This window comes from Verrucomicrobiota bacterium, assembly GCA_034440155.1.
Taxonomy (GTDB): domain Bacteria; phylum Verrucomicrobiota; class Verrucomicrobiia; order JAWXBN01; family JAWXBN01; genus JAWXBN01.
The window spans coordinates 1-20,534 of record JAWXBN010000124.1; the positions used below are offsets into that span (position 1 = coordinate 1).

Consider the following 20,534-nt stretch of genomic DNA (forward strand, 5'->3'; position numbering starts at 1 on the left):
CCGCCGCAATTTCCCCTCGCATGACAGGATCTGTGGCTCGGGCCAACTCATCAGGGGCGAGTTCCAGCCGCGCCAAGGCCATCCCATTCCCGCTCATCCGGTGGTGGCGGACACGAAATTCGTGGAACCCCAGCGAAGACAGGAATTCCTCAGCCATTTCAATCATACCCAGCACCTCCTGCGTGACGGGTTCACCATGGGGAATACGTGATGAGAGACAAGCCATGGCCGGTTTATCGGCGGTAGGAAGGTCTAATTGTTTACTCAAAGCCCGGATCTCCACTTTGGTCATCCCGACCTCCTTCAACGGGGCACGAACGGCAAATTCCACAGCAGCGGCTGCACCCGGCCTGAAATCGCCCACATCATCGGCCATTTCACCATAAACAAGTGTATCCCATTTCTCAGCCTGCGCAATTTGCGTCATCTGGTCAAAAAGTTCATGTTTACAAAAATAACAACGATTCGGGGGATTGTCCGCATAATCCCCATTCTCAAGCTCCCCAGTTTTCACAATCCTGAGGTGGGCCCCGATTTCTTTTGCCAGGCGCACGGCGTCATCAAGTTCCCGCCGGGGGATACTGGGACTGTCTGCAATGATGCCCAGACAATTTGCACCGAGGCAGTCATGAGCCACTTTGAGTAAAAATGAACTGTCCACTCCTCCTGAGTAAGCCAAAAGCACACGCCCCATCCCGTGCAATTTGCTCTTCAGAGCTTCCAGCTTTTCGAGTGTTTGTGTCATGATTATATTCTTTCCGTAAACCTCGGTGGTGGGTGAAGATAAAAACTACTCCTGGATTTGCGACATTCCAGAATAACTCCTAGATGATCCCATCTCCCTCGGCGATCCTGAGTTCCCTGATTTCCTTGATGGCATCCAAGGGATCATCACCTTCACGCACCATAATCCGGCGGAGAACCTCGAGCCCGGCTTCTCGTTCATCCAGGATTACAGAGTCCACACCGAGCTTTTGTAATGCCTCGGCTTGAGCGGAAAATTTAACCCGGGCCACAATATAGAGGTTCCTGTTGATTTTCCGGGCGGTGGTCACAATGGCCGAGGCTATGTCCATGTCAGGAATTGTAATAATCAGGGAACGCGCTTCTTTTGTCCTCGCGAGGCTATGTGTCTCGGTCTGGGCTGCATCGGCATAAAGCGCAAAAACCCCATCCTGTCGGAGGGCTTTCACAGTGCCCGCATTCATTTCAAGCACGAGGAAGGGTTTATGCGTCGCTTTAAAATAATCCACTAGCTTCTGTCCCACCGGGCCGCACCCACAAATAATGGCGTGGTTATTCAGTTCCTCGACAGTCTCGTGGAATGACATTGGGGAACCATGGACACTATTGATAAAGGGTAATTTCTCCATCCATTTGGCTAATGGCATCGCCCATTTCCATAGGATAGGTACCACCCCCATTGTCACCAATGTGACAGAAAGTAAAAGCTGGAACAAATCGTCCCCGATATACCCCTTTGATTTTCCCCATTGTAAAAGGACAAACGAGAACTCCCCTACGGTCGCCAATGACATGGAAGCGATGGAACTCACCCGGGGGGTGTACCCACTTAATAATCCTCCGATAAACCCGATAATATACTTCGACAGAATAGCCAGCCCTGCAATCAAGAGTACCCACCCGAGATGAGTGAAAAGGAATTCCGTATTCAACAACATACCCGCGGAAACAAAGAAAATACTGAGAAAAAAATCTTTAAACGGCAGGATATCCGCAAGGATTTTATGACTATAAATGGATTCGCTGACGACTAACCCCGCGACAAAGGCACCCAATGCAAGGGATAACCCGAGCAAATTCCCCACAAAAGCAATCCCCAGACATAACCCGAGCACCATTATCGTAAAAAGCTCACGGCTCCGCGTGTCAGCGACATATTCCAGGATAAAAGGGATGACGAATTTAGCTAAGAGATACGCAAATAAAAGGAAAAGAACGGCTTTAACAAAGGCCATCCAGAGGGTTCCTGTTACATTATCCCCGCCGGAAATCACGGCAGGAATGATGATCATGGCTGGGACTACAATGATATCCTGGAAAATACTCGTTCCGATCGCTAACTGTGCTTGGGCCGTATTAATCTGCCCGCTTTCGTCAAGCATACGGATAGCGATAGCCGTACTGCTCATGGCTAGGACTAACCCCAAAATCAACCCCATCCCGAGGGAACCGTGGGCAAAGATTTGTTGCATCGAGTAAACCACGGCCAAGGCCCCGCCCATTAAACTGAAAACATAAAAAGTCCCCCCGCGCAAAGCGGCATGCTTCAAACGCTTGAGTTTCGCTAGCGAGAATTCGATTCCTAGGGTAAACATCAGCACGATTACCCCTACCTCGGCCATTAACGAAATCAACTCCTCGTCATGGACAAAATTCAAGCAACCCGGTCCAATAACCACTCCACTGACAAAATAGGCGATAATCATCGACTGCCGAAGGCGGTGGAATACCAATGCCACCAGCACTGTGGCAGCAATCATAATCGCTAAACTGGCAAATACCGAGGTCTCCTCCATAAGAGTGGCTAGGAATAGCAAGTTCCCCGCCCCTTGAAAACCCTTATTCAAAGAAATTCAAACACGACTCAAAGCAATTTGCTCGGAAAAACAGGCTGCCAAAAGTGGAAAATCCGTCTCTGAACCGTGATCCGGTATAAAAAAAGTTTTACGAAGGGCCAAAAAAAGCTAGGGTGTAAATGTCATCCCGCTATGAGAAGATTATTCCCTCCCATATATATAACGGTTTTTTTGATCTTCATGGCCGCCCCGGCTGTGTTCATGCACGCCCAAAGCCCGAAAAAACAGACGGAGGCAGCCATTTCCGTCAAAAAGGGATTAAACGACACAGAGCTCAGTGAAGTCGTCGGCATCCTGAAGTCTAAATTTGCCATGCCCTCCGCCGTGACCGATGCGAGTCTAGATGCCGCTGCACTAGCAGGAATCGTGGCTAGCCTCTCGCCTGGACTCGAAGTTTCCGATAAAAAACCCGAGCTAGTAAATCAGCCAGGCCCCTCCCCTTCCCGCAGCGAACTCATGCCAGGAGATATATCCTATGTTTATTTGGCGGACTTCAGCCCGGAATCCATCAAAATACTCGAAGATGCCGTGAGCAAAATGCCTGTAACAACCAAAGGCTTTATCATCGATACACGATTTTCGAAAAGTGTAGACTTTAAAGCCGCTGCAGAAGCCGCTTCATTTTTCGTCGGTCCAGGGAGGAATCTTTTTAAACTTCAAAATGCCCAGAATGTCGTAACGCGCACTTATGTCACCGCCCAAAATCCTAAGTCAAATCTGGACATCCCGGTCATGATCTTGATCAATAGTGATACATCCGGGGCTCCGGAGACATTTGCCTTTAGCTTGAAAGAGCAAAACCGCGGATTACTCGTCGGGAGCCAATCTTCCGGTAAAGCCGCTCTCTATAATGATATGCAGCTCAAAAATGGGCGTTGGCTTCGGATTGCCACGGAAATGGCACTTTCATCCCATGGCACCCCCATTTTCCCCAAAGGCATCCAACCCGATATTAGCGTTGACCCCGCCCTTGAAACGGAAAGGATGATTCTTGTCCAAGCCGCTACCAAAAACAACATTTCCGAATGGATTATAGAGACCGATAGTCGCAAACGATTGACGGAGGCCAGCCTTGTCCGGAATGAAAACCCTGAAATCGATAATATGATCGAGGCGGCTAATAATAAGAAGAAGGAAAATAAAACCGTAGAACCGGCAACAACCGCTCCCCGAGACCGTTGCCTCCAGCGCGCCATTGACGTAATCAAGGGGATTCAAGTGCTTAATCCCTCTACCCCCACGCAAAAGTAACAATTCCGAAGCTTGCAATACAGGCTTAAATGGATAGGATCCACCCTTTCCAAAAAATCCAGGATTTTGATCTGTTATGCTTAATGAAATCAAATACAAGGCAGCGACCCTGATCGAGGCTCTCCCGTATATCCAGAAATTACGGGGACAAACCGTCGTCATTAAATACGGTGGAGCCGCCATGGAAGATCCCCTGCTCGTCGAGAGTACCTTACGGGATATTGTTTTTCTCGAGGCTGTCGGGATTAACCCCGTGATCGTTCACGGGGGAGGCAAAGCCATTTCCGCCGAAATGCAAAAAGCCGGATTAAAACCTGAATTTATCGAAGGCATGAGGGTCACAGACAAAGCCTCCATTGATATTGTGGATAGTGTGCTCTCAAACGTGATTAATCCCGCCATTGTGGATAAAATCATGCGTTTGGGTGGCAAAGCAAAAGGACTTTCCGGAAAAGATATTTTCGAGGCGGATAAAATGTGGCTAGAAAAGACTGACGGCCAAAAAGTCGATATTGGATTCGTCGGGGAGGTTCACCGCGTCAAGGCAGCCACACTCATGGATCTGATCCACCAGGAAATCGTCCCCTGCATTTCCCCTGTAGCCAAAAGTAAACAAGGCGAGGTCTATAATATTAATGCTGACGTCGCCGCCGCCCAGACAGCCATCGCGGTAGAGGCTAAAAAACTGATTTTTATCTCGGATGTAAATGGTATTATGCTCGACCCGAAAGATGCGAACTCGGTTATCCCGACATTAAACATCAAAGAAATTCAAGACCTGAAAAAAAGCGGGGTCATCTCCGGGGGGATGCTGCCGAAAGTTAATTCCTGCATCAAAGCCTTGGAAAGTGGGGTGGAAAAGATCCATCTTATCGACGGACGCATTCCCCACTCCATGCTCTTAGAGATATTCACCGACTCCGGAATCGGCACTCAAATCCTTAAATCATGACTACGACACAGACCCCCACTCCACCCGCAAATCCTGCGGAACAAAAAATCCTTAATGACTTCGAGAAATATGTCGTTCCTAGTTATGGAAGGACTCCCCTTGTATTGACCAAAGGTGACGGTCGCAGGGTATGGGATATTAATGGAAAGGGGTATCTGGATTTCGGAGGTGGGATCGCTGTCGATTGCCTCGGTCACGCACACCCGGCCATGGCACGTGCGATTGCCAAGCAGGCCAAACAACTCATTCACGTCTCTAACCTCTATTATACCGAATCCCAGGGGAAACTAGCCAAGAAACTCGTTAAACTCATGGGCCCGGGCAAAATCTTTTTCTGTAATTCCGGTGCGGAAGCTAATGAAGGCCTTTATAAACTCGCTCGGATCGCAGCTAATGCCAAAAGCAAAGAGGGTGACGAGAGAAGGTACGAGATCATTACAGCCCTCGACTCTTTCCATGGCCGGACTATGGCTGGTATTGCGGCGACGGGGCAGGAAAAAATCAAAAAGGGGTTTGATCCTGCCGTACCCGGATTTGTCCATGTCCCCTATAACGACCTTGAAGCAGCGGAAAAAGCCATCACCCCACGGACAGCCGCCATCTTGATCGAGGGGATCCAAGGCGAGATTGGAATCATACCGGCCACAGCCGAATACCTTCTGGGCCTGCGCAAATTGTGCGATAAACACGGAATACTCCTCATGATCGATGCTGTGCAGTGCGGTTTTTGGCGGACGGGCAAATTCCAGAGCTATGAAAAAATCCTAGAAGGCCATCCTGACGCTGAAAAGTTTATCCCCGATGCAGTTTCCATGGCAAAATCCCTCGGTGGTGGTTTCCCCATCGGATGCTTCTGGATCCGTAAAAAGTACCAGGACTCACTCCGACCCGGCATGCATGGCACGACTTATGGGGGAAACCCCCTGGCTTGTGCGGCCTCTTTGAGTGTGATTAAAATCATCGAAAAAGAAAATCTTGTAGAGAATATTAATACCAATGGTGAATACCTCTTGGGCAAATTGCGCACTTTAACCGGACACAATGCGATCAAGACCGTTCGCGGATTCGGATTCCTGATTGGTATTGAGCTTACTCAGGAAGCTAAACCCGTCATTACCGCCTTGATGGAAAAGGGATTAATTGTGATTCCGTCTGGAACACACCGGATCAGACTCTTACCCGCCTATAACACCACCCGCGAAGAAATCGATGAAGCCTTTGGCATCATTTCTTCTGTCCTGAAACCGGGTGCATAATCATTTCCCCTAAATCAAAAGGAGTCACTCGTCATGAATCATTTACTTTCGCTTGAAACAATGGAACTGGAAGATTTCAAAGAAGTCTTTGCCTTGTCTGAAATTGTAAAGAAGGAGCGGGGATCACATTCCTCCCAACCACTTAAAGGGCAGACTTGGGGTTTGATTTTCTCCAAATCATCGACACGCACACGTGTCTCATTTGAAGTCGGTGTCCGCGAGCTAGGAGGGGAAGCCCTTTTCCTGAATGCCAATGACATACAGCTCGGCCGCGGTGAACCGATAAAGGACACCGCCCGTGTCTTGGGACGTATGATCCACGGGGCTATCATCCGCACATTTGCCCAAGCGGATGTGGAGCAATTTGCGCAGTATGGCAATATCCCGACAATTAACGCACTGACTGATGATGAACACCCCTGCCAGATCCTGACTGATATTTTCACCTTCGGTGAGATCCTGCGTAAACGAGGCGAAAAAGGCCATGTCGAGGATTTAATCAAAAACTGTGTCATCACGTTTATCGGGGATGCCGCCTGTAATGTGCCTGTCTCGTGGGTATTTGCAGCGGCGAAATTGGGTTTTGAACTGCGTTTGGCAGCTCCGAAAAAATACCAACCCTCAGCGCTGATTCTCGATCGGGCGCGCAAATTGTCCGTGCCAGGAGCAAAAATTATTCTAACTGAAGACTTAACCGCCGCCGTACAAGGTGCCGACATGCTTTATACGGATGTCTGGGTCTCGATGGGCAAAGAATCTGAAGCTCAGGAACGAATCGATGAGCTGGGCGACTACCAGATAAATGATGAATTGCTCGCAAAAACAGGCAAAGACACCGCCGTCATGCACTGTTTACCCGCCTATCGCGGGAAGGAAATTAGCGAAGGATGTTTCGAGAAAAACGCCGCCACAATTTTCAACCAAGCGGAAAATCGGCTCCATGTCCAGAAGGCTATCTTGAGCCTGATGAAGAAAGAGGCTTGATAAATCGGCAAATCAAGCTAGCAATACAATCTCAAATTTATGGCCAAAGACGACGTGATTCAAATGGAAGGTGTGGTGACGCAGGTGCTCGCAGGGACAATGTTCCGTGTGAAGCTCTCGCAAGGCCATGAGGTACTCGCCCACATATCGGGCAAGATGCGTAAACATTTTATCCGGATCGGTATCGGTGACAGAGTCTCCCTCGAGATGTCCCCTTACGATCTGACTAAGGCACGCATCACCTACAGGATGTAGCCTGTATGTCTCTTCCGGATTTGATTCGACAAGACAGGGGTGTTTTGTAGGAATAGAGTCCTTATGAGCACACCTGCAAAATTCCGTTTCCACCTGATCCCAAATGCCCATCTTGATCCTGTCTGGTTATGGGACTGGCGTGAAGGCATGAATGAGGCCATCACTACTTGCCGCACGGTCTTGGACCTGATGGATGAATTCCCCCAATTGACCTTTATCCGTGGTGAATCAGCGATTTACGAACATCTGGAAAAATACGACCCTGCGACATTCAAGCGCATTAAAAAAATGGTCAAGGCAGGAAGATGGGATTGTGTAGGCGGATCCTATATCCAACCAGACACGAATCTCCCGCAAACGGAAACTTTCATTCGTCATTATCAAAAAGGCCAACGTTACTTCCTCGAAACTTTCGGGCAAAAGGTGAATGTGGCTTGGGCAGCTGATTCCTTTGGTCATAGTGCGGGACTACCGGAGATCTTACTCGCATCAGGTTTCGATGCCTATTGTTTCGGACGTCCCCAAAGGGAATATATGCCACTGCCCGAACCCGCCTTCTGGTGGGAAGCCCCGAGTGGACAAAAAATCCTCAGCTACCGGAATGAAACAGGTTGGTATGGTTGTGAACGTGATGAGATGGGGAAGAGACTCGACATTGCTTTAGAACACTATTCCAAATTCAACCTGACAAATTGCTCTGTTTACTTCGGCCTCGGTAACCATGGCGGTGGCCCCATCCGTGAACACATTCTGGACATTGAAAAATGGAAAGAATCACATCCTGAAGTAGAAGTCATCTATTCCGGGCTCCACCGCCTGATCGATGATCTCCAGGAAGAAGCCCTGCAAAAAGGTGAGAACTTTCTCCCCACCCATAAAGGTGACCTCGGCTATTGTTTGCGGGGATGTTATGTATCCATGGGCCGATTCAAGAACCTTTACCGAAAAGCAGAGAATGAGGTTATGCGTGCTGAAAATACAGCTACTGCCATTTCCGCCGCGGTTGAGGACAAGAAAACGGTACGCAACAAGCTTGATACAGCTTGGGAGTCGATCCTTTTTAACTCTTTCCACGATATTCTCCCGGGCTCCAGTGTGGAACGCACTTATATCGATCAATCGGCTTGGACGAGCATGGCCTTTCACCTAGCGCAAAAGGAAGAATTCCACGCATTAAACCTCCTGAGTGAAAAAATCGACACAACGGTCAATAAACCTGAAGGGAACTTCCCCAGCGCTGTTCCCATCGTTATCTGGAATCCTCATCCCTATGAATATTCCGGACCGGTCGAATTCGAAATCAATCTCGATTATCGTCCCGTATGGGCTTACCGCACAAAAGCCAGTGAGGTCCCCGTCCGTGTCACTGATGCAAATGGCAAAGTCTTACCCCATCAAAAAATAGCCGTTGACCATCTTTTCTTTCCACAGGACGCTTGGCGTACAAAACTTGTCGTCCCCGTCAAAATCCCGGCTTTTGGATGGACTGTCGTCGAAGCTGGCTGGGTCGAGGGCTCTGAGAATCCCACACGCATGTCACACGGGGTCTGGGGCGAAAATGGCCACGCAATTTGCTCGGAGGATATCCGGATCGAAGCTCATAAGGGAAAACGAGGACTTCAAATTACTAAAAACGGTAAGAGTCTCTTTGACCATGACGGTCTGACTTTTCAGACTTTTGAAGATGTCTTCGGCTCTTGGGGTGGCCACTTTGAAGAGGCCGAATCCATTGATGTCTCTAAAGTCATCCATCAATGGCATATCTCCGATGTGAAAATCCTGGACCAAGGCCCTGAAAAAGCAACTCTCTGGGTGAAATATATTGCTGGTTACTCAGGTATTGATTTAACCATCAGCCTTTATGCTGACCGGGATGCCATTGATTGCCATGCCCGCGTTTTGTGGAATGAACGAGCTGCCCGTTTAAAAATGATCCTGCCTTGTGATACGCAAAGTGCGGAATTTGAGGTGCCCGGTGGCACAGTAAAACGGGGACCAAGTGGCGAGGTGCCTGGTGGTCGATGGGTGAAGATTGATTCAGCCAAGGGGTTTTTGGGTTTTGCCAGTGACTCGATATACGGGTTCGACATCAAAGATAACCTTTTCAGGGCTTCACTTCTCCGTTCAAGCAGATACGCCCAGAGTGATAATATCTCTGCGGAAGGACTTCCTTGGGCAGCCGTCCAGGATTTGGGTGAACACCAATTCAAATTCATTCTGACCACTGATGAGATGAATCTTGAAATACTATCTGACCAGCTTGAGCAGCCACTCTTCACGCAAATTGCTCCTCCGAGCAAGGGGGAATGGCCTCGCTCTGGCGGTTTACTCTCTATTCAGGCTAAAAATCTATCTTTATTGGCTTTAAAGGCGTCTCCTGACAAGAAAAGCATCATCATCCGCCTCAAAGAAACCGCCGGGAGGAAAACAAAGGCAACTTGTTCGTGGCTTGGAAAAATGGTTAAACTCGGAGAAATCAAACCTTACTCCATCGCGACTTTTAGGCTAAATAAGAATAAAAGCGGACAATGGACAGCGATCGAAACTACTTTGATTAAAGAATAGTACATTTGTCATCGGGTTTTTACTGTGGATGCTCGCGGTGACATGTTCACCTTATACTCCGCCGGCTTAATCGGAGCTCTAACAGGAAGATCTCATCCCTCCTTTAGAGGGGGGATGGAATACGGCGTGGGTATCGTATTGGATTTCCATTTTCAGCATGGAAATTCATATCATTTCACTCATCAAACGACACGACGCTAGAATCAAAATCAATTTCACATCCGAGTATTACATGTCTGAAAGAGGGAGATTCGTATCAGGAAAATGATTTTTAAAAATATATTTTAAAAATATTTTATTCATCTACACGGGATCATTAGTAACCCCTAAAAAATATTTCATCTTCAATAAGGTTGATTTCATCAGAAAATAAAAAATGAAAAATAACATGAAGATAATAAAAATATAAAATCATAATCATGCTGTAAATAAAGGATGAATCACACTTTTGAAAACAGGTGTATTTTAAAAATATTTTTCATAAATTAAAAAAAACTCACCAAGACATGTGTTTTTCATTTTAAATTCCCTCTTCAATCATGGAGAAAATAAAAATAAACATGTAAAAAATAATTCACCTGAATGTGACTCTAGTATTGACGATTGATGAAAGATTTTTTATGTATCTCTGTGTGCAAGCATTACTTGCACTTCCTCTTTTCGAGGAACGAAGGGGGTGAATATGCATGCCTGTTAAAAAAGCTAAAAAATCAGCGGTCAAAAAGGCTGTTAAGAAAGTTGTGAAGAAAGCCGCAAAAAAAGCGCCAGCCAAGAAAAAAGTAGCCGCAAAAAAGAAAAAGTAATTACTCTTTTTGAATAAATCGAAGAGAGAGGTAACCCCTCTCTCTTTTTTTTGTGTCCCGATTTCATGAGGGGGCAAGTTTATCCATGATTATAACAATCACACTCAATCCTTCTATTGATAAAACCCTGATTGTGGACAAGCTCCGACATAATGTCCGGGTTTTCTCGAAATTTTATCCGCCCGAACCCGGCGGAAAAGGCATTAATATCAGCAAAGTCCTGAATGTCTTGAAGATCGAAAATAGGGCTTTCGTGGTCCTCGGCGGTAATAATGGGCATCAATTCTCTGAGCTTTGTCATAAAGGTCATTTACGTCTCTCCACGGTCCCTATTTCTGGGGAAACCCGCGAGAATATCACCCTTTTAGTGGGGACTTCGCACTTAAAAGAATATAAAATTAATAGTTCAGGGCCTAAAATCAGCCTAAAAGAATCTCTACTAATCAAAAAACACCTATCCAAATCCATTAATACATCATCGTGGGTAACGATTGGAGGGAGTCTTCCTCCAGGATTAAATGAAAACATCTTTATCAAAATGATCACTGAGGCATGTGCTATTGGCACAAAGATTATCTACGATGGTGAATCAAAAAAATTCCTTGAAAGGAATGGGAAAAGGATTTTCTTGGTTAAGCCGAACCGCCATGAGTTATCACGATTAACCGGGGATAACCCAAGATCGATCGCGCAATTTGCAGCATCAGCGGGAAAGTTACTCCGTACCGGTATCTCCCACATTCTCCTCACCTTGGATGCGGATGGTGCGTTATGGGTTAATGCCGAGGGGGTATGGCATGCTCGTAGCCCCGCAGTGCAGATCAAAAGTACGATAGGCGCGGGGGACAGTACCATTGCCGGGGCAATCGCTGGCTGGGATCAAGGGGGAGGAGTACCCCGGGCACTTGCGATGGCTGTAGCTTGTGGGACAGCTACAGCTATGTGTCCGGGATCATCCGTCAGTGACGCTTCAGCGATCAAAAAACTTTTTACCCAAATCAAAATCAAACAACTTTTCTCTTAATGCATATTCCCGGCCCATTCGATCTTCTCATCTGGAGCAAAAGATTTTCCTTTTGGTACCATGGCTTGAAGAAAAAAGTCTGGCATCATCCGTGTGGTGATATCACCTATTGGAGAGGCGGGCATGGGAAACAAATTGTTCTCATCCATGGATTAGGAGGCAGCACGATACAAGACTTTGCCAATCTGGCTATCTCATTATCTTCCCAGCATGAGGTGATCTCGCTAGACTTACCCGGGTTCGGATTATCTCGGAAAGTCAATTTCAAGCAATCCATCGAAAACCATGTCGCACTCGTGCATGACTTCCTTAAAATCCAAGGGATCAAACAACCTGTGCTCATTGGCAACTCCATGGGTGGATGGATCACAATGAGTTACTGCCTGACACACCCCGGACAAATTGAAAAGATCATTCTACTGGCCCCTGCGGGTATCGACTTTGATCCCCCTCCCCCCGAGATTTTCCTGCCTGAGAAGACTGAAGACATGAACCGCCTCTTGAAATACCTTATCTATCATCCTCCTGTGCTCAATAGATGGATATTGCGTGACTGGTATCACTTCATGGCCAACCGCAGGGATGCCATTCAAGACATGATTAATCAAATGCTGACTCGCACTGAAATCCTTTCAGAAGTACAAATCCGCCAAATCAACCAATCTACATTGATTATTTTTGGAATTAATGACCGTATCATTCCGTCAATAACAGGAGAAAAGCTCCATCAATTCATCTCAAACTCTGAATTGGTGATTTATGCTGATTGTGGACATCTGGTTCAAGCGACTCATTTTAAGGAGGTTTTAACCAAAATATTGGATTTTCTATCCAATCATCGCTGACCGAGTAATAATGATAGAAATCTTTTGAATTTTAGGTTTTGCGATTCCGTCAGGACAATGTAATCTATCATCTCATGAAAACATACCTTTTGATCAGTGTAATAACTTTAGCAATGATTAACCAGGGTTCCGCGCAGAGCTCAACTACCCCGTCCGCGCCAGCCACACCAACAACAAACCAATCTACCAGCGTGGCGGCGACACCTGCAAAAACCCCCGACGGAAAACCACAAATTGTCGAGCTCAAAAATGGTCTTAAATATATCGACCTCGTCGTGGGAGATGGTGCTCTGGCAACCGTTGGTTACCGGGTAAAAGTCAATTACAAGGGGGAACTTGAAGATGGCACCGTATTTGACAGTTCAATCGGTCGCGACCCGTTTGTTTTTAAACTCGGCATGGGTGAAGTCATCGATGGCTGGGATGAGGGAGTTGAAGGAATGAAAGTCGGGGGGAAAAGAAAACTCATAGTCCCCGGAAAATTAGCTTATGGTAAAAAGGGGATTCCAGGGCGTATCCCTCCTGATGCCACCTTGATTTTTGAAGTTGAACTCTTACAAGTCAAATAATCGAGAATGAGCGCCCCTTGTTATGGAGCGTTAACACACAGTGACTATTTTCCAATGTCAGTCTCCTCCCACTCCAAAAAGAGAACCCCTGTCAAAACCCTCATATTATTCTTGATAATGGGGATAGCGGGATATGGGATATATCGTTATTTCAGTAATAACCCGTCCTATGATAATGAGCTCCCGATAACGGAATCAATCATCAAGGCAGATATCGAAAATGCCGTCACAGCCACAGGTATGCTAGAACCCAGTGAGTATGTCGATCTCGGGGCGCAAGTGTCAGGCACACTCCAAAAAATCAATTGTAAAATCGGCGACATCGTCAAAAAAGGCGATTTACTGGCACAAATCGACCCGGCGTTATATCTGGCACGAGTACAAGAAGATGAGGCTAATCTTCTCAACCTCAAAGCCCAGCTTGACTCTAGGGAAGCAGCTGCATCTTTTGCCGGGCAAACCCATAGCCGCAATCAAAAACTCCTCAAGGCAAATGCAGTAAGCGAACAAGTCGCCCAAGAATCTGAATCTACTCATCTACAGGCACTTGCCAATCTAGAGTCCCTTAAGGCCCAAATCAAGCAGGCAGACGCGACACTTGCAGCCAGCCAGGCAAATCTTGGTTACACGAAGATATTTGCTCCCATTGATGGCACGGTTATTGATATTCTCGCACGTGAAGGCCAGACTCTCAATGCAAACCAAACCACTCCCAATCTCATGCGCCTGGCTAATTTATCAGTCATGACCATCCAGGCAAAAGTCTCGGAAGCTGACATCTCAAAAATCTCCTCTGGGATGGAGGCTTATTTTACTACTCTCGGTAATCCTGATCAAAAATATTATGGCAAGGTAACACAGGTGCGACCCACCCCTGACTCAACAAATGCCCCTGTCTTTTACAATGTACTCTTTAATGTAAATAATGATAAGGGCACATTAATGCCACGAATGACCGCACAAGTCTATTTTTTGATTTCTAAAGTCAACCAAGTGATTGTAATGCCCTTAAAAGCATTGGACTACAGTAAAAGTCAGAAAAAAGTCTCCCTGAATCCGAAAAAAAACCCCAACTCGCCCGACACAAATCAAACCGTCTATCTCCTAAAAGGCGACCAAGTCAAAGTTATTCCTGTACAGATAGGGATCACCAACCGTTTGAATGCTGAAATTTTATCCGGCCTCAAGGAGGGTGATGAGGTCGTCGTCGGTCCAATCAAGGATGACTCCAAAAAACCACGTCCGAGGATTATGTGGCGTTAAACCAGCTGCAAGGCTTACTCCGATGAACCCGTCTGCCTCCTTAACTCCTGATATCCAAGAACCCCGAGCCTTACTGACTTTATCTGATATTCGAAAATCATATCCTTCCGGCGATTCCCACCTAGAGGTCCTACACGGAATCAATTTGGTCATTCATGAAGGTGAATTCCTGGCTATTATGGGTCCTTCAGGCTCTGGTAAAACTACATTGATGAATTTATTAGGATTAATGGACACAGCCTCATCGGGAAACCTTTTAATCGATGGTGAGCCTGTTAAAGAAATGACCGAGGATCAGAGGGCTGAAAAGAGGTGCCTACTTTATGGTTTCATCTTTCAACGATATAATCTCCTGAATACCGCCTCTGCGTTGGAGAATGTTGAAGTTCCTGCCATTTATGCCGGGGTTCCAAAACGCCAAAGGGATATGAAAGCGATGGCTATCCTGAGTTCTTTAGGCTTAGAAAAAAGATATTCCCATCGTCCCATGCAAATGTCTGGCGGAGAACAACAACGTGTAGCCATAGCGAGAGCTCTTATTAATGATGCGAAAATTATCTTGGCAGATGAGCCAACAGGCGCGCTTGATAGCCACAACGGCTCTGAGGTGATGGATAAACTGCTCCAGCTCCACGCCTGCGGAAAGACAATTATCCTGATTACCCACGACCCGGACATTGCATCTAATGCCCATCGCATTATCCGGATTATGGATGGAAATATTATTTCTGACGAATTGAATCCACACTTTAATGGGCAAGGCAGGGTAACTCCTTTGCATGAACTTCCGGTTAATACTAAAAATTCCTCAAGCGCAACCCGTATACCATTTTCGGATATCATCGAGGCGGCAAAAACGGGAGTCCGTTCCCTACGCGCAAATCTGTTCCGGACTTTTTTAACAATGCTCGGGATTATTATCGGAGTAACATCAGTTATCACCATGCTCTCTTATGGCGAAGGAGCTAAAACGGAATTAATGAAAATAATCACGAAAATGGGCACCAATATTCTCCGGGTTTATCCCGGTGCCAATAGGGGCGAAGAAGCACAATTAAACGAAAATGATGTCACCGAACTCAAGAAAATCGATAATATTGAACATATCGTCCCCATGCTCATCGGTAACCAACTCATCCGCTATCAAGATAAAATCCACCGGACAGGAGTGAGTGGACTAACACCAGACTTCCTCGAATTAGAGGACCGAGTCCTCCTGCGCGGCCATTTTTTTAATGATCATGACTACCGCACTTCATCAGCTGTAGTAGTCCTCGGTGCTCGAGCATCAAATACACTTTTTGGTGAAGAGATCAATCCGGTGGGGAAATATATCCTCATTAATAATAGTCCATTCCTGGTCATCGGGGTCGTTACAGTCAGCGGCGGATCCGCTGCCGGCCAAGACAGGGAAGATGATGTCGTGCTCATCCCTTTAACCACAGCTCGTGCAAGGCTTTTTGGCAACATTTCGCTTAGTCAAATAGGCATTAAAGTAAATGACATTAAAAATGTGAACAAAGCCCAAACAGATATTCGTGCTGGGCTCATGAAAATAAGGCAAGAAGAAAACTTTCGCATATTTAACCAAGCCCTCATGCTGGATAATGCCATCAAAGCCCAATCAACTTTTACTATTTTACTCGGATCAATCGCCGCAATTTCACTATTTGTTGGAGGCATTGGGGTTATGAATATCATGTTGGTGAATGTGGTGGAAAGGACAAGGGAAATAGGCATACGCATGGCCTCAGGGGCTAGGAGCAAAGATATTCAGCTCCAATTCCTTAGTGAATCGGTGATTGTCTGTTTAATCGGAGGAATCATCGGTGTCGGCCTTGGGGTAGGAGCTTCACTTTATGGGCCTGCGATGAATGAAGCGAAACCAGTATTGACTCTCTGGCCAATCATTGTTGCATTTGTCTGCGCGTTTTCTACCGGTGTCGTTTTTGGATTTTGGCCGGCACGGAAAGCCTCAAAACTCGATCCCGTGATCGCATTGAGTTCGGAATGATTTTATGAAGAATCAGAAATTGGCATTTCACCTCATTATTTTAATTTTATTTCTTGTAGCCCGAGTTGATGCTTCGGATCAAACCATACAAACAAAAACAGTGACGCACATTGCGATCATTTGGTTAAAAAAAACTGCGGCCTCGGACTCTCGGGATGCTTTAATTAATGCGACAAAAGGGGGTTTAAAAATTCCAGGCGTCAAATCCGTGCAGGTGGGTTCTGCGATTCAATCGGAAAGACCTGTCGTTGACTCTAGTTACGATTTGGGCGTATCTATGGAGTTCGAGAGCTTGCAAGCCCTCAGAAACTATGAACAGAACCCTATCCATAAAAAGTCTGATGAAGATACTTTGAAACCCTTGGCCTCAAAATTTATCATCTATGATTTTGTGAATGAATAAGAACATCCCCCTATTTTTTCTCTGCGTACTTTTTGCCTTGGCAATAAGCGGGTGTGCTCTTCCCAAAAAACAACCTACGGAAAGCCCTGTCAATACTCCCGGCCAATGGCCTGCAGCCGGGAATAATAATAAGGGGTCGGTCCAGAATGATTGGATTACGACTTTTAATGATAAAAAACTAGTGGAAATCACCCAAGAAGCTGTCTCTCAAAACTTCGACCTTAAAGCCGTGGCTGCCCGGATGGAGGCGGCCAAAGCAAATGCCCGAATTGCGGGAGCAGATATTTATCCCCATGCAAATGCGGGCTTGCAAGGAGGACGTAACGATCAACCATGGGTGGATCTAAACCCCATCGATTCCGGGGCGCTTTCCTTGAATCTTAGTTGGGAAATTGATGTTTGGGGAAGAATCCGGGCGACTAAAAAAGCGGCGGCGGCAGAGTCAATCGCCAGTCAGCTCGACTATGCCGGGGCACGACTCTCCCTCGCTGGTTTGGCTGCTAAATCATGGTTTGTATTGGTAGAAAGCGAATTACAAGTCAAAATCGCCCAAGACGATGTCGTCTCCATTAAACAAACCTATGATCTGACAGAAGAACGTTTTAAATTTGGAGCAACCTCCCAATTTGATGTAAAGCTCATCGGTGCCACACTTAAAGCCTCAGAGATTAATCTTGTTCAACGGAAGGAAAATCTCGAAAAGGCAAAACGTGATCTTGAAGTGGTTCTGGCCCGGTTTCCCGGCGGGACGATTAGCAGCTATCAGGAACTCCCTCCATTAATAGCAAAGGTACCTGCAGGACTTCCGTCTGAATTACTGATGAGACGTCCCGACCTGCGTGCGGCAGAATGGCGGTATTTTGCCTCGGAGAATCGGGTTTTTTCAGCCAAGGCTGAACGACTGCCAAGAATCAGCCTGACATCATCAATCGGGACATCATCTGAGAATCTGAAAAGTATTTTTGATAATGAAACAACCTTCTGGAATATCATCGGGAATCTTACCCAACCAATTTTTGAGGGAGGGCGGATCGCTGGTCAAATCCAATTTAACCAAGCCCAACAAAAACTTGCGGCTATGGAATACGCCCAACTGGTTTTAAATGCTTTTAAGGAAGTGGAAATTGTTCTCGTGAAAGAAAATACGCTTGCAGAACGGGAGGTGTTACAATCCGAGGCATACCAACTGCTCAAACAGGCATATTCAATTGCAGAGGAACAATATAAAGCAGGCCAAACCGATATTATCGCATTACAGGAGGCCCAACGGAATATGCTCAATTCTCGGTCGTCCCTTTTGACCATCAAGCGACTCCGTCTTGAAAACAGGGTGGATCTTTTTCTGGCGCTTGGCGGCGATTTTACCACTCCGCCGGAACCATTCCCGGTACCAGTAAACAAACAAAAGAAAAAGAAACCTTAATTTTGGCAATCCGGGCAAACCCCATAAAATTCTAATTCATGGTAAAGATTTTTAAATCCTGATTTCTTTTCAATATCCTCTTCGAGCTTACTCACCGGACAGTGTATATCCAAATCCTTTATATCACCACAATTCGAGCAAATTAAATAGTCACGGTGGTGGTGACCGGGCGCATTCAAGAAATAATGCATGCTTCTCGTATGAAGTCCAAGTTTACGGACAAGACCGATTTTTTCCAAGCGACGGAGCAAACGGAAAATAGTTGCAGGATCACAGGTTCCGGTAAGATCAGGATCCTCCGCAAGCTTTGCCCAAGACACAGGCCGGTCGTTTTTCGCCAGATACAGGAGGAGCGCCTCCAATGAACGGGTACGTCTGAGGGATTTACTCCTACAGAAATCCAAAGCCGAAATTACCACTTTTTCGGATTGATTAATGTTTTTCATAGATAATTTACTCATGACATTTTTTCCAGTCAGGACTACCGCCAAGATAATCCCTTATTCTTCTTCGTCTTGATACAGACCTGCATAAATCCCTTTTTGCGCAAGTAACCCCTCATGGGTACCGGATTCCACAATACACCCTTTTTCGAGGACATAAATTTCATGGGAATTTTTAATTGTGCTTAACCTGTGGGCAATCGAAATCACTGTCCTTCCCAAACAGGCTTCATCAAGGGCCCTTTGTACCGCCCTCTCACTCTCTGTGTCCAAGGCAGAAGTCGCCTCGTCGAGAATCAGGATTTGCGGATCTGTAATGATCGCACGGGCTATGGCGATTCTCTGTCTCTGTCCACCGGATATCTGCATTCCCTTTTCACCCACCTTTGAATCATACCCGTGAGGCATTTTTTTAATAAACCCTTCAGCATGAGCGATTTGTGCAGCCCTGACGATCTGTTCATGAGTCGCATCAGGTTTTCCATAGGCAATGTTGGCTGCAATCGTGTCATTAAAGAGAATCGTTTCCTGCGAAACTATGCCGATCTGCCCGCGTAATGATGATTGGATCACCTCTTTGATATCAGTTCCATCAATCAATATCCTTCCTTCCGTGGGGTCGTAAAAGCGGCAGAGCAAATTGCCTATCGTCGTTTTTCCACTCCCGCTTCTTCCCACCAATGCGATAATCTTCCCCTTAGGAATCGTTAGGTTAATATTTTTTAACACTTTTTCCTCGGCATAACAAAAAGATATATTTTCGAGCTGTATATCAGATGTGAAACGTGGCAAAACCGAGGCCCCGGGTTTATCTCCCACCGTTTGTTTCTGGTCAATAATCTCAAAAATGCGTTCAGCACTTGCTGCTGCATTTTGTAATGTAAGATGGATCTTACTGAGGGCTTTCGTCGGACTATAAAGCACAAACATACCCGCCATGAATGCAAAAAGGTCAGAAGGATCCATTCCACTCAAGAATATATAGATAAAAAGCATGCTGACCCCCATGGCCCCCAGCATCTCAATAATCGGGCTTAATATGGTATTTGAACGAACAATTCTCATCGTATGATAAATCAGCCTATTGGAATTATTTTTGAATTTTCCAATTTCATAATCTTCACGGCAAAATGCTTTTACCACACGTACTCCCGTAAAACTTTCATGCACAATGCTATGCAATTCACCGAGGTTTTTCTGGCTGGCACGACTGTCAATACGGACCTTTTTCCCGTAAACCACAATCGGAAGCAGGCACAATGGGAAAAAAACGAATGCCAGCAGTGATAATGTCGGATTCAACATAACCAGAGCCACTAATGCCCCAATCAAGGTTAGCGGCTGTTTGACCAGATCTGCCACCAGATTCACCACCGCACGCTGGATTTGTCCTGTATCATTATTGATCCTGGAGATCAAGTCTCCGGTAGAGCTCTTTGTATAAAAGGCCATGGATAAATTCAAAATATGTTCATAAAGATTATTTCTAATATCCATGACCACCCGGACACCCACCCAGCTGAGAAGATAACCGTTCAAATAATTAAATATCCCCCTGATCGCAATGATCCCAGGTATTAATAGCGCTAAAAGTAATGTAGAGGTCCAAGTTAGTTTTTCTTGGGGATCAGGCAGCCATCCCATGAATCTCAATCGCACCATGTCTTTTATCCCATTCAAATGCTTTTCGAACTCTGGAAATACGGTGAATACCTTTTTAGCCGATCCATTCTCATCCTGACGTCCCAACATATTAGATGTTTGCGAGGGAGGAAAAATATACTCGGTAACCACCTTTGTCACAGCTATGAGTCCCGCATTCGATGCCGCATAAAGAATCCCGCAAATTATCCCAGCTATAAACCTTGTTTTGTAAGGTTTTAA

17 protein-coding genes are annotated in these 20,534 nt (G+C 46.1%); 13 read left to right on the forward strand and 4 right to left on the reverse strand.

Going from position 1 to position 20,534, the window contains the following annotated elements; translation table 11 throughout:
* Together larE and SGI98_12525 are read right to left on the reverse strand one after the other, a co-directional pair.
* Nucleotides 1–745: ATP-dependent sacrificial sulfur transferase LarE (gene larE, locus SGI98_12520; protein MDZ4744226.1), on the reverse strand; the 745-nt coding region annotated here is incomplete at its 3' end.
* Nucleotides 746–824: 79 nt separating this feature from the next.
* Nucleotides 825–2,540 (reverse strand): cation:proton antiporter, encoded by a 1,716-nt coding sequence (locus SGI98_12525; GenBank protein ID MDZ4744227.1) that lies wholly within the window; start codon nucleotides 2,538–2,540, stop codon nucleotides 825–827.
* A 192-nt stretch (nucleotides 2,541–2,732) separates the two neighbouring features.
* Here SGI98_12525 and SGI98_12530 point away from each other — a divergent pair, with 192 nt between their 5' ends.
* The 13 genes from SGI98_12530 (at nucleotide 2,733) to SGI98_12590 (ending at nucleotide 18,207) form a co-directional block, all read left to right on the forward strand.
* The gene (locus SGI98_12530) at nucleotides 2,733–3,851 is read left to right on the forward strand and encodes a S41 family peptidase (protein ID MDZ4744228.1); all 1,119 of its coding nucleotides are present in this window, start codon (nucleotides 2,733–2,735) and stop codon (nucleotides 3,849–3,851) included.
* Between the two features lie 76 nt (nucleotides 3,852–3,927).
* Nucleotides 3,928–4,803: an acetylglutamate kinase gene (gene argB / locus SGI98_12535; protein MDZ4744229.1), complete on the forward strand. Its 876-nt coding sequence runs from the start codon at nucleotides 3,928–3,930 to the stop codon at nucleotides 4,801–4,803.
* Nucleotides 4,800–6,059 carry an aspartate aminotransferase family protein gene (locus SGI98_12540; protein MDZ4744230.1) on the forward strand — a complete coding sequence of 420 codons (1,260 nt, stop codon included), beginning with the start codon at nucleotides 4,800–4,802 and terminating at the stop codon, nucleotides 6,057–6,059. Before argB ends, SGI98_12540 begins: the two co-directional genes overlap by 4 nt.
* Before the next feature lie 33 nt (nucleotides 6,060–6,092).
* Complete coding sequence (gene argF / locus SGI98_12545) at nucleotides 6,093–7,043, forward strand: ornithine carbamoyltransferase (protein MDZ4744231.1); 951 nt, start codon at nucleotides 6,093–6,095, stop codon at nucleotides 7,041–7,043.
* 39 nt (nucleotides 7,044–7,082) lie between these two features.
* Nucleotides 7,083–7,298 (forward strand): translation initiation factor IF-1, encoded by a 216-nt coding sequence (gene infA, locus SGI98_12550; protein ID MDZ4744232.1) that lies wholly within the window; start codon nucleotides 7,083–7,085, stop codon nucleotides 7,296–7,298.
* A gap of 63 nt (nucleotides 7,299–7,361) precedes the next feature.
* Nucleotides 7,362–9,863, forward strand: coding sequence for a glycoside hydrolase family 38 C-terminal domain-containing protein (locus SGI98_12555; protein ID MDZ4744233.1), 2,502 nt, complete (start codon nucleotides 7,362–7,364; stop codon nucleotides 9,861–9,863).
* 888 nt (nucleotides 9,864–10,751) lie between these two features.
* Nucleotides 10,752–11,690 (forward strand): 1-phosphofructokinase family hexose kinase, encoded by a 939-nt coding sequence (locus SGI98_12560; GenBank protein ID MDZ4744234.1) that lies wholly within the window; start codon nucleotides 10,752–10,754, stop codon nucleotides 11,688–11,690.
* A gap of 65 nt (nucleotides 11,691–11,755) precedes the next feature.
* On the forward strand, nucleotides 11,756–12,535 hold the full coding sequence (locus SGI98_12565) for an alpha/beta hydrolase (protein MDZ4744235.1): 780 nt from the start codon (nucleotides 11,756–11,758) through the stop codon (nucleotides 12,533–12,535).
* A 74-nt stretch (nucleotides 12,536–12,609) separates the two neighbouring features.
* Nucleotides 12,610–13,104: an FKBP-type peptidyl-prolyl cis-trans isomerase gene (locus SGI98_12570; GenBank protein MDZ4744236.1), complete on the forward strand. Its 495-nt coding sequence runs from the start codon at nucleotides 12,610–12,612 to the stop codon at nucleotides 13,102–13,104.
* Nucleotides 13,105–13,158: 54 nt separating this feature from the next.
* On the forward strand, nucleotides 13,159–14,367 hold the full coding sequence (locus SGI98_12575; protein ID MDZ4744237.1) for an efflux RND transporter periplasmic adaptor subunit: 1,209 nt from the start codon (nucleotides 13,159–13,161) through the stop codon (nucleotides 14,365–14,367).
* Between the two features lie 22 nt (nucleotides 14,368–14,389).
* Entirely contained in the window at nucleotides 14,390–16,381 is a 1,992-nt protein-coding gene (locus SGI98_12580; GenBank protein ID MDZ4744238.1) for an ABC transporter permease, read from the forward strand.
* 4 nt (nucleotides 16,382–16,385) lie between these two features.
* Nucleotides 16,386–16,784, forward strand: coding sequence for a Dabb family protein (locus SGI98_12585; GenBank protein ID MDZ4744239.1), 399 nt, complete (start codon nucleotides 16,386–16,388; stop codon nucleotides 16,782–16,784).
* Entirely contained in the window at nucleotides 16,777–18,207 is a 1,431-nt protein-coding gene (locus tag SGI98_12590; protein MDZ4744240.1) for an efflux transporter outer membrane subunit, read from the forward strand. Before SGI98_12585 ends, SGI98_12590 begins: the two co-directional genes overlap by 8 nt.
* On the opposite strand, the gene SGI98_12595 is transcribed toward SGI98_12590, so the two are convergent.
* A complete protein-coding gene (locus SGI98_12595; GenBank protein ID MDZ4744241.1) occupies nucleotides 18,204–18,668 on the reverse strand; it encodes a Fur family transcriptional regulator in 465 nt (154 codons plus the stop codon). The genes SGI98_12590 and SGI98_12595 overlap by 4 nt on opposite strands.
* Before the next feature lie 39 nt (nucleotides 18,669–18,707).
* Nucleotides 18,708–20,534 (reverse strand): ABC transporter ATP-binding protein (locus tag SGI98_12600; GenBank protein ID MDZ4744242.1); only part of this gene is annotated, 1,827 nt, incomplete at its 5' end.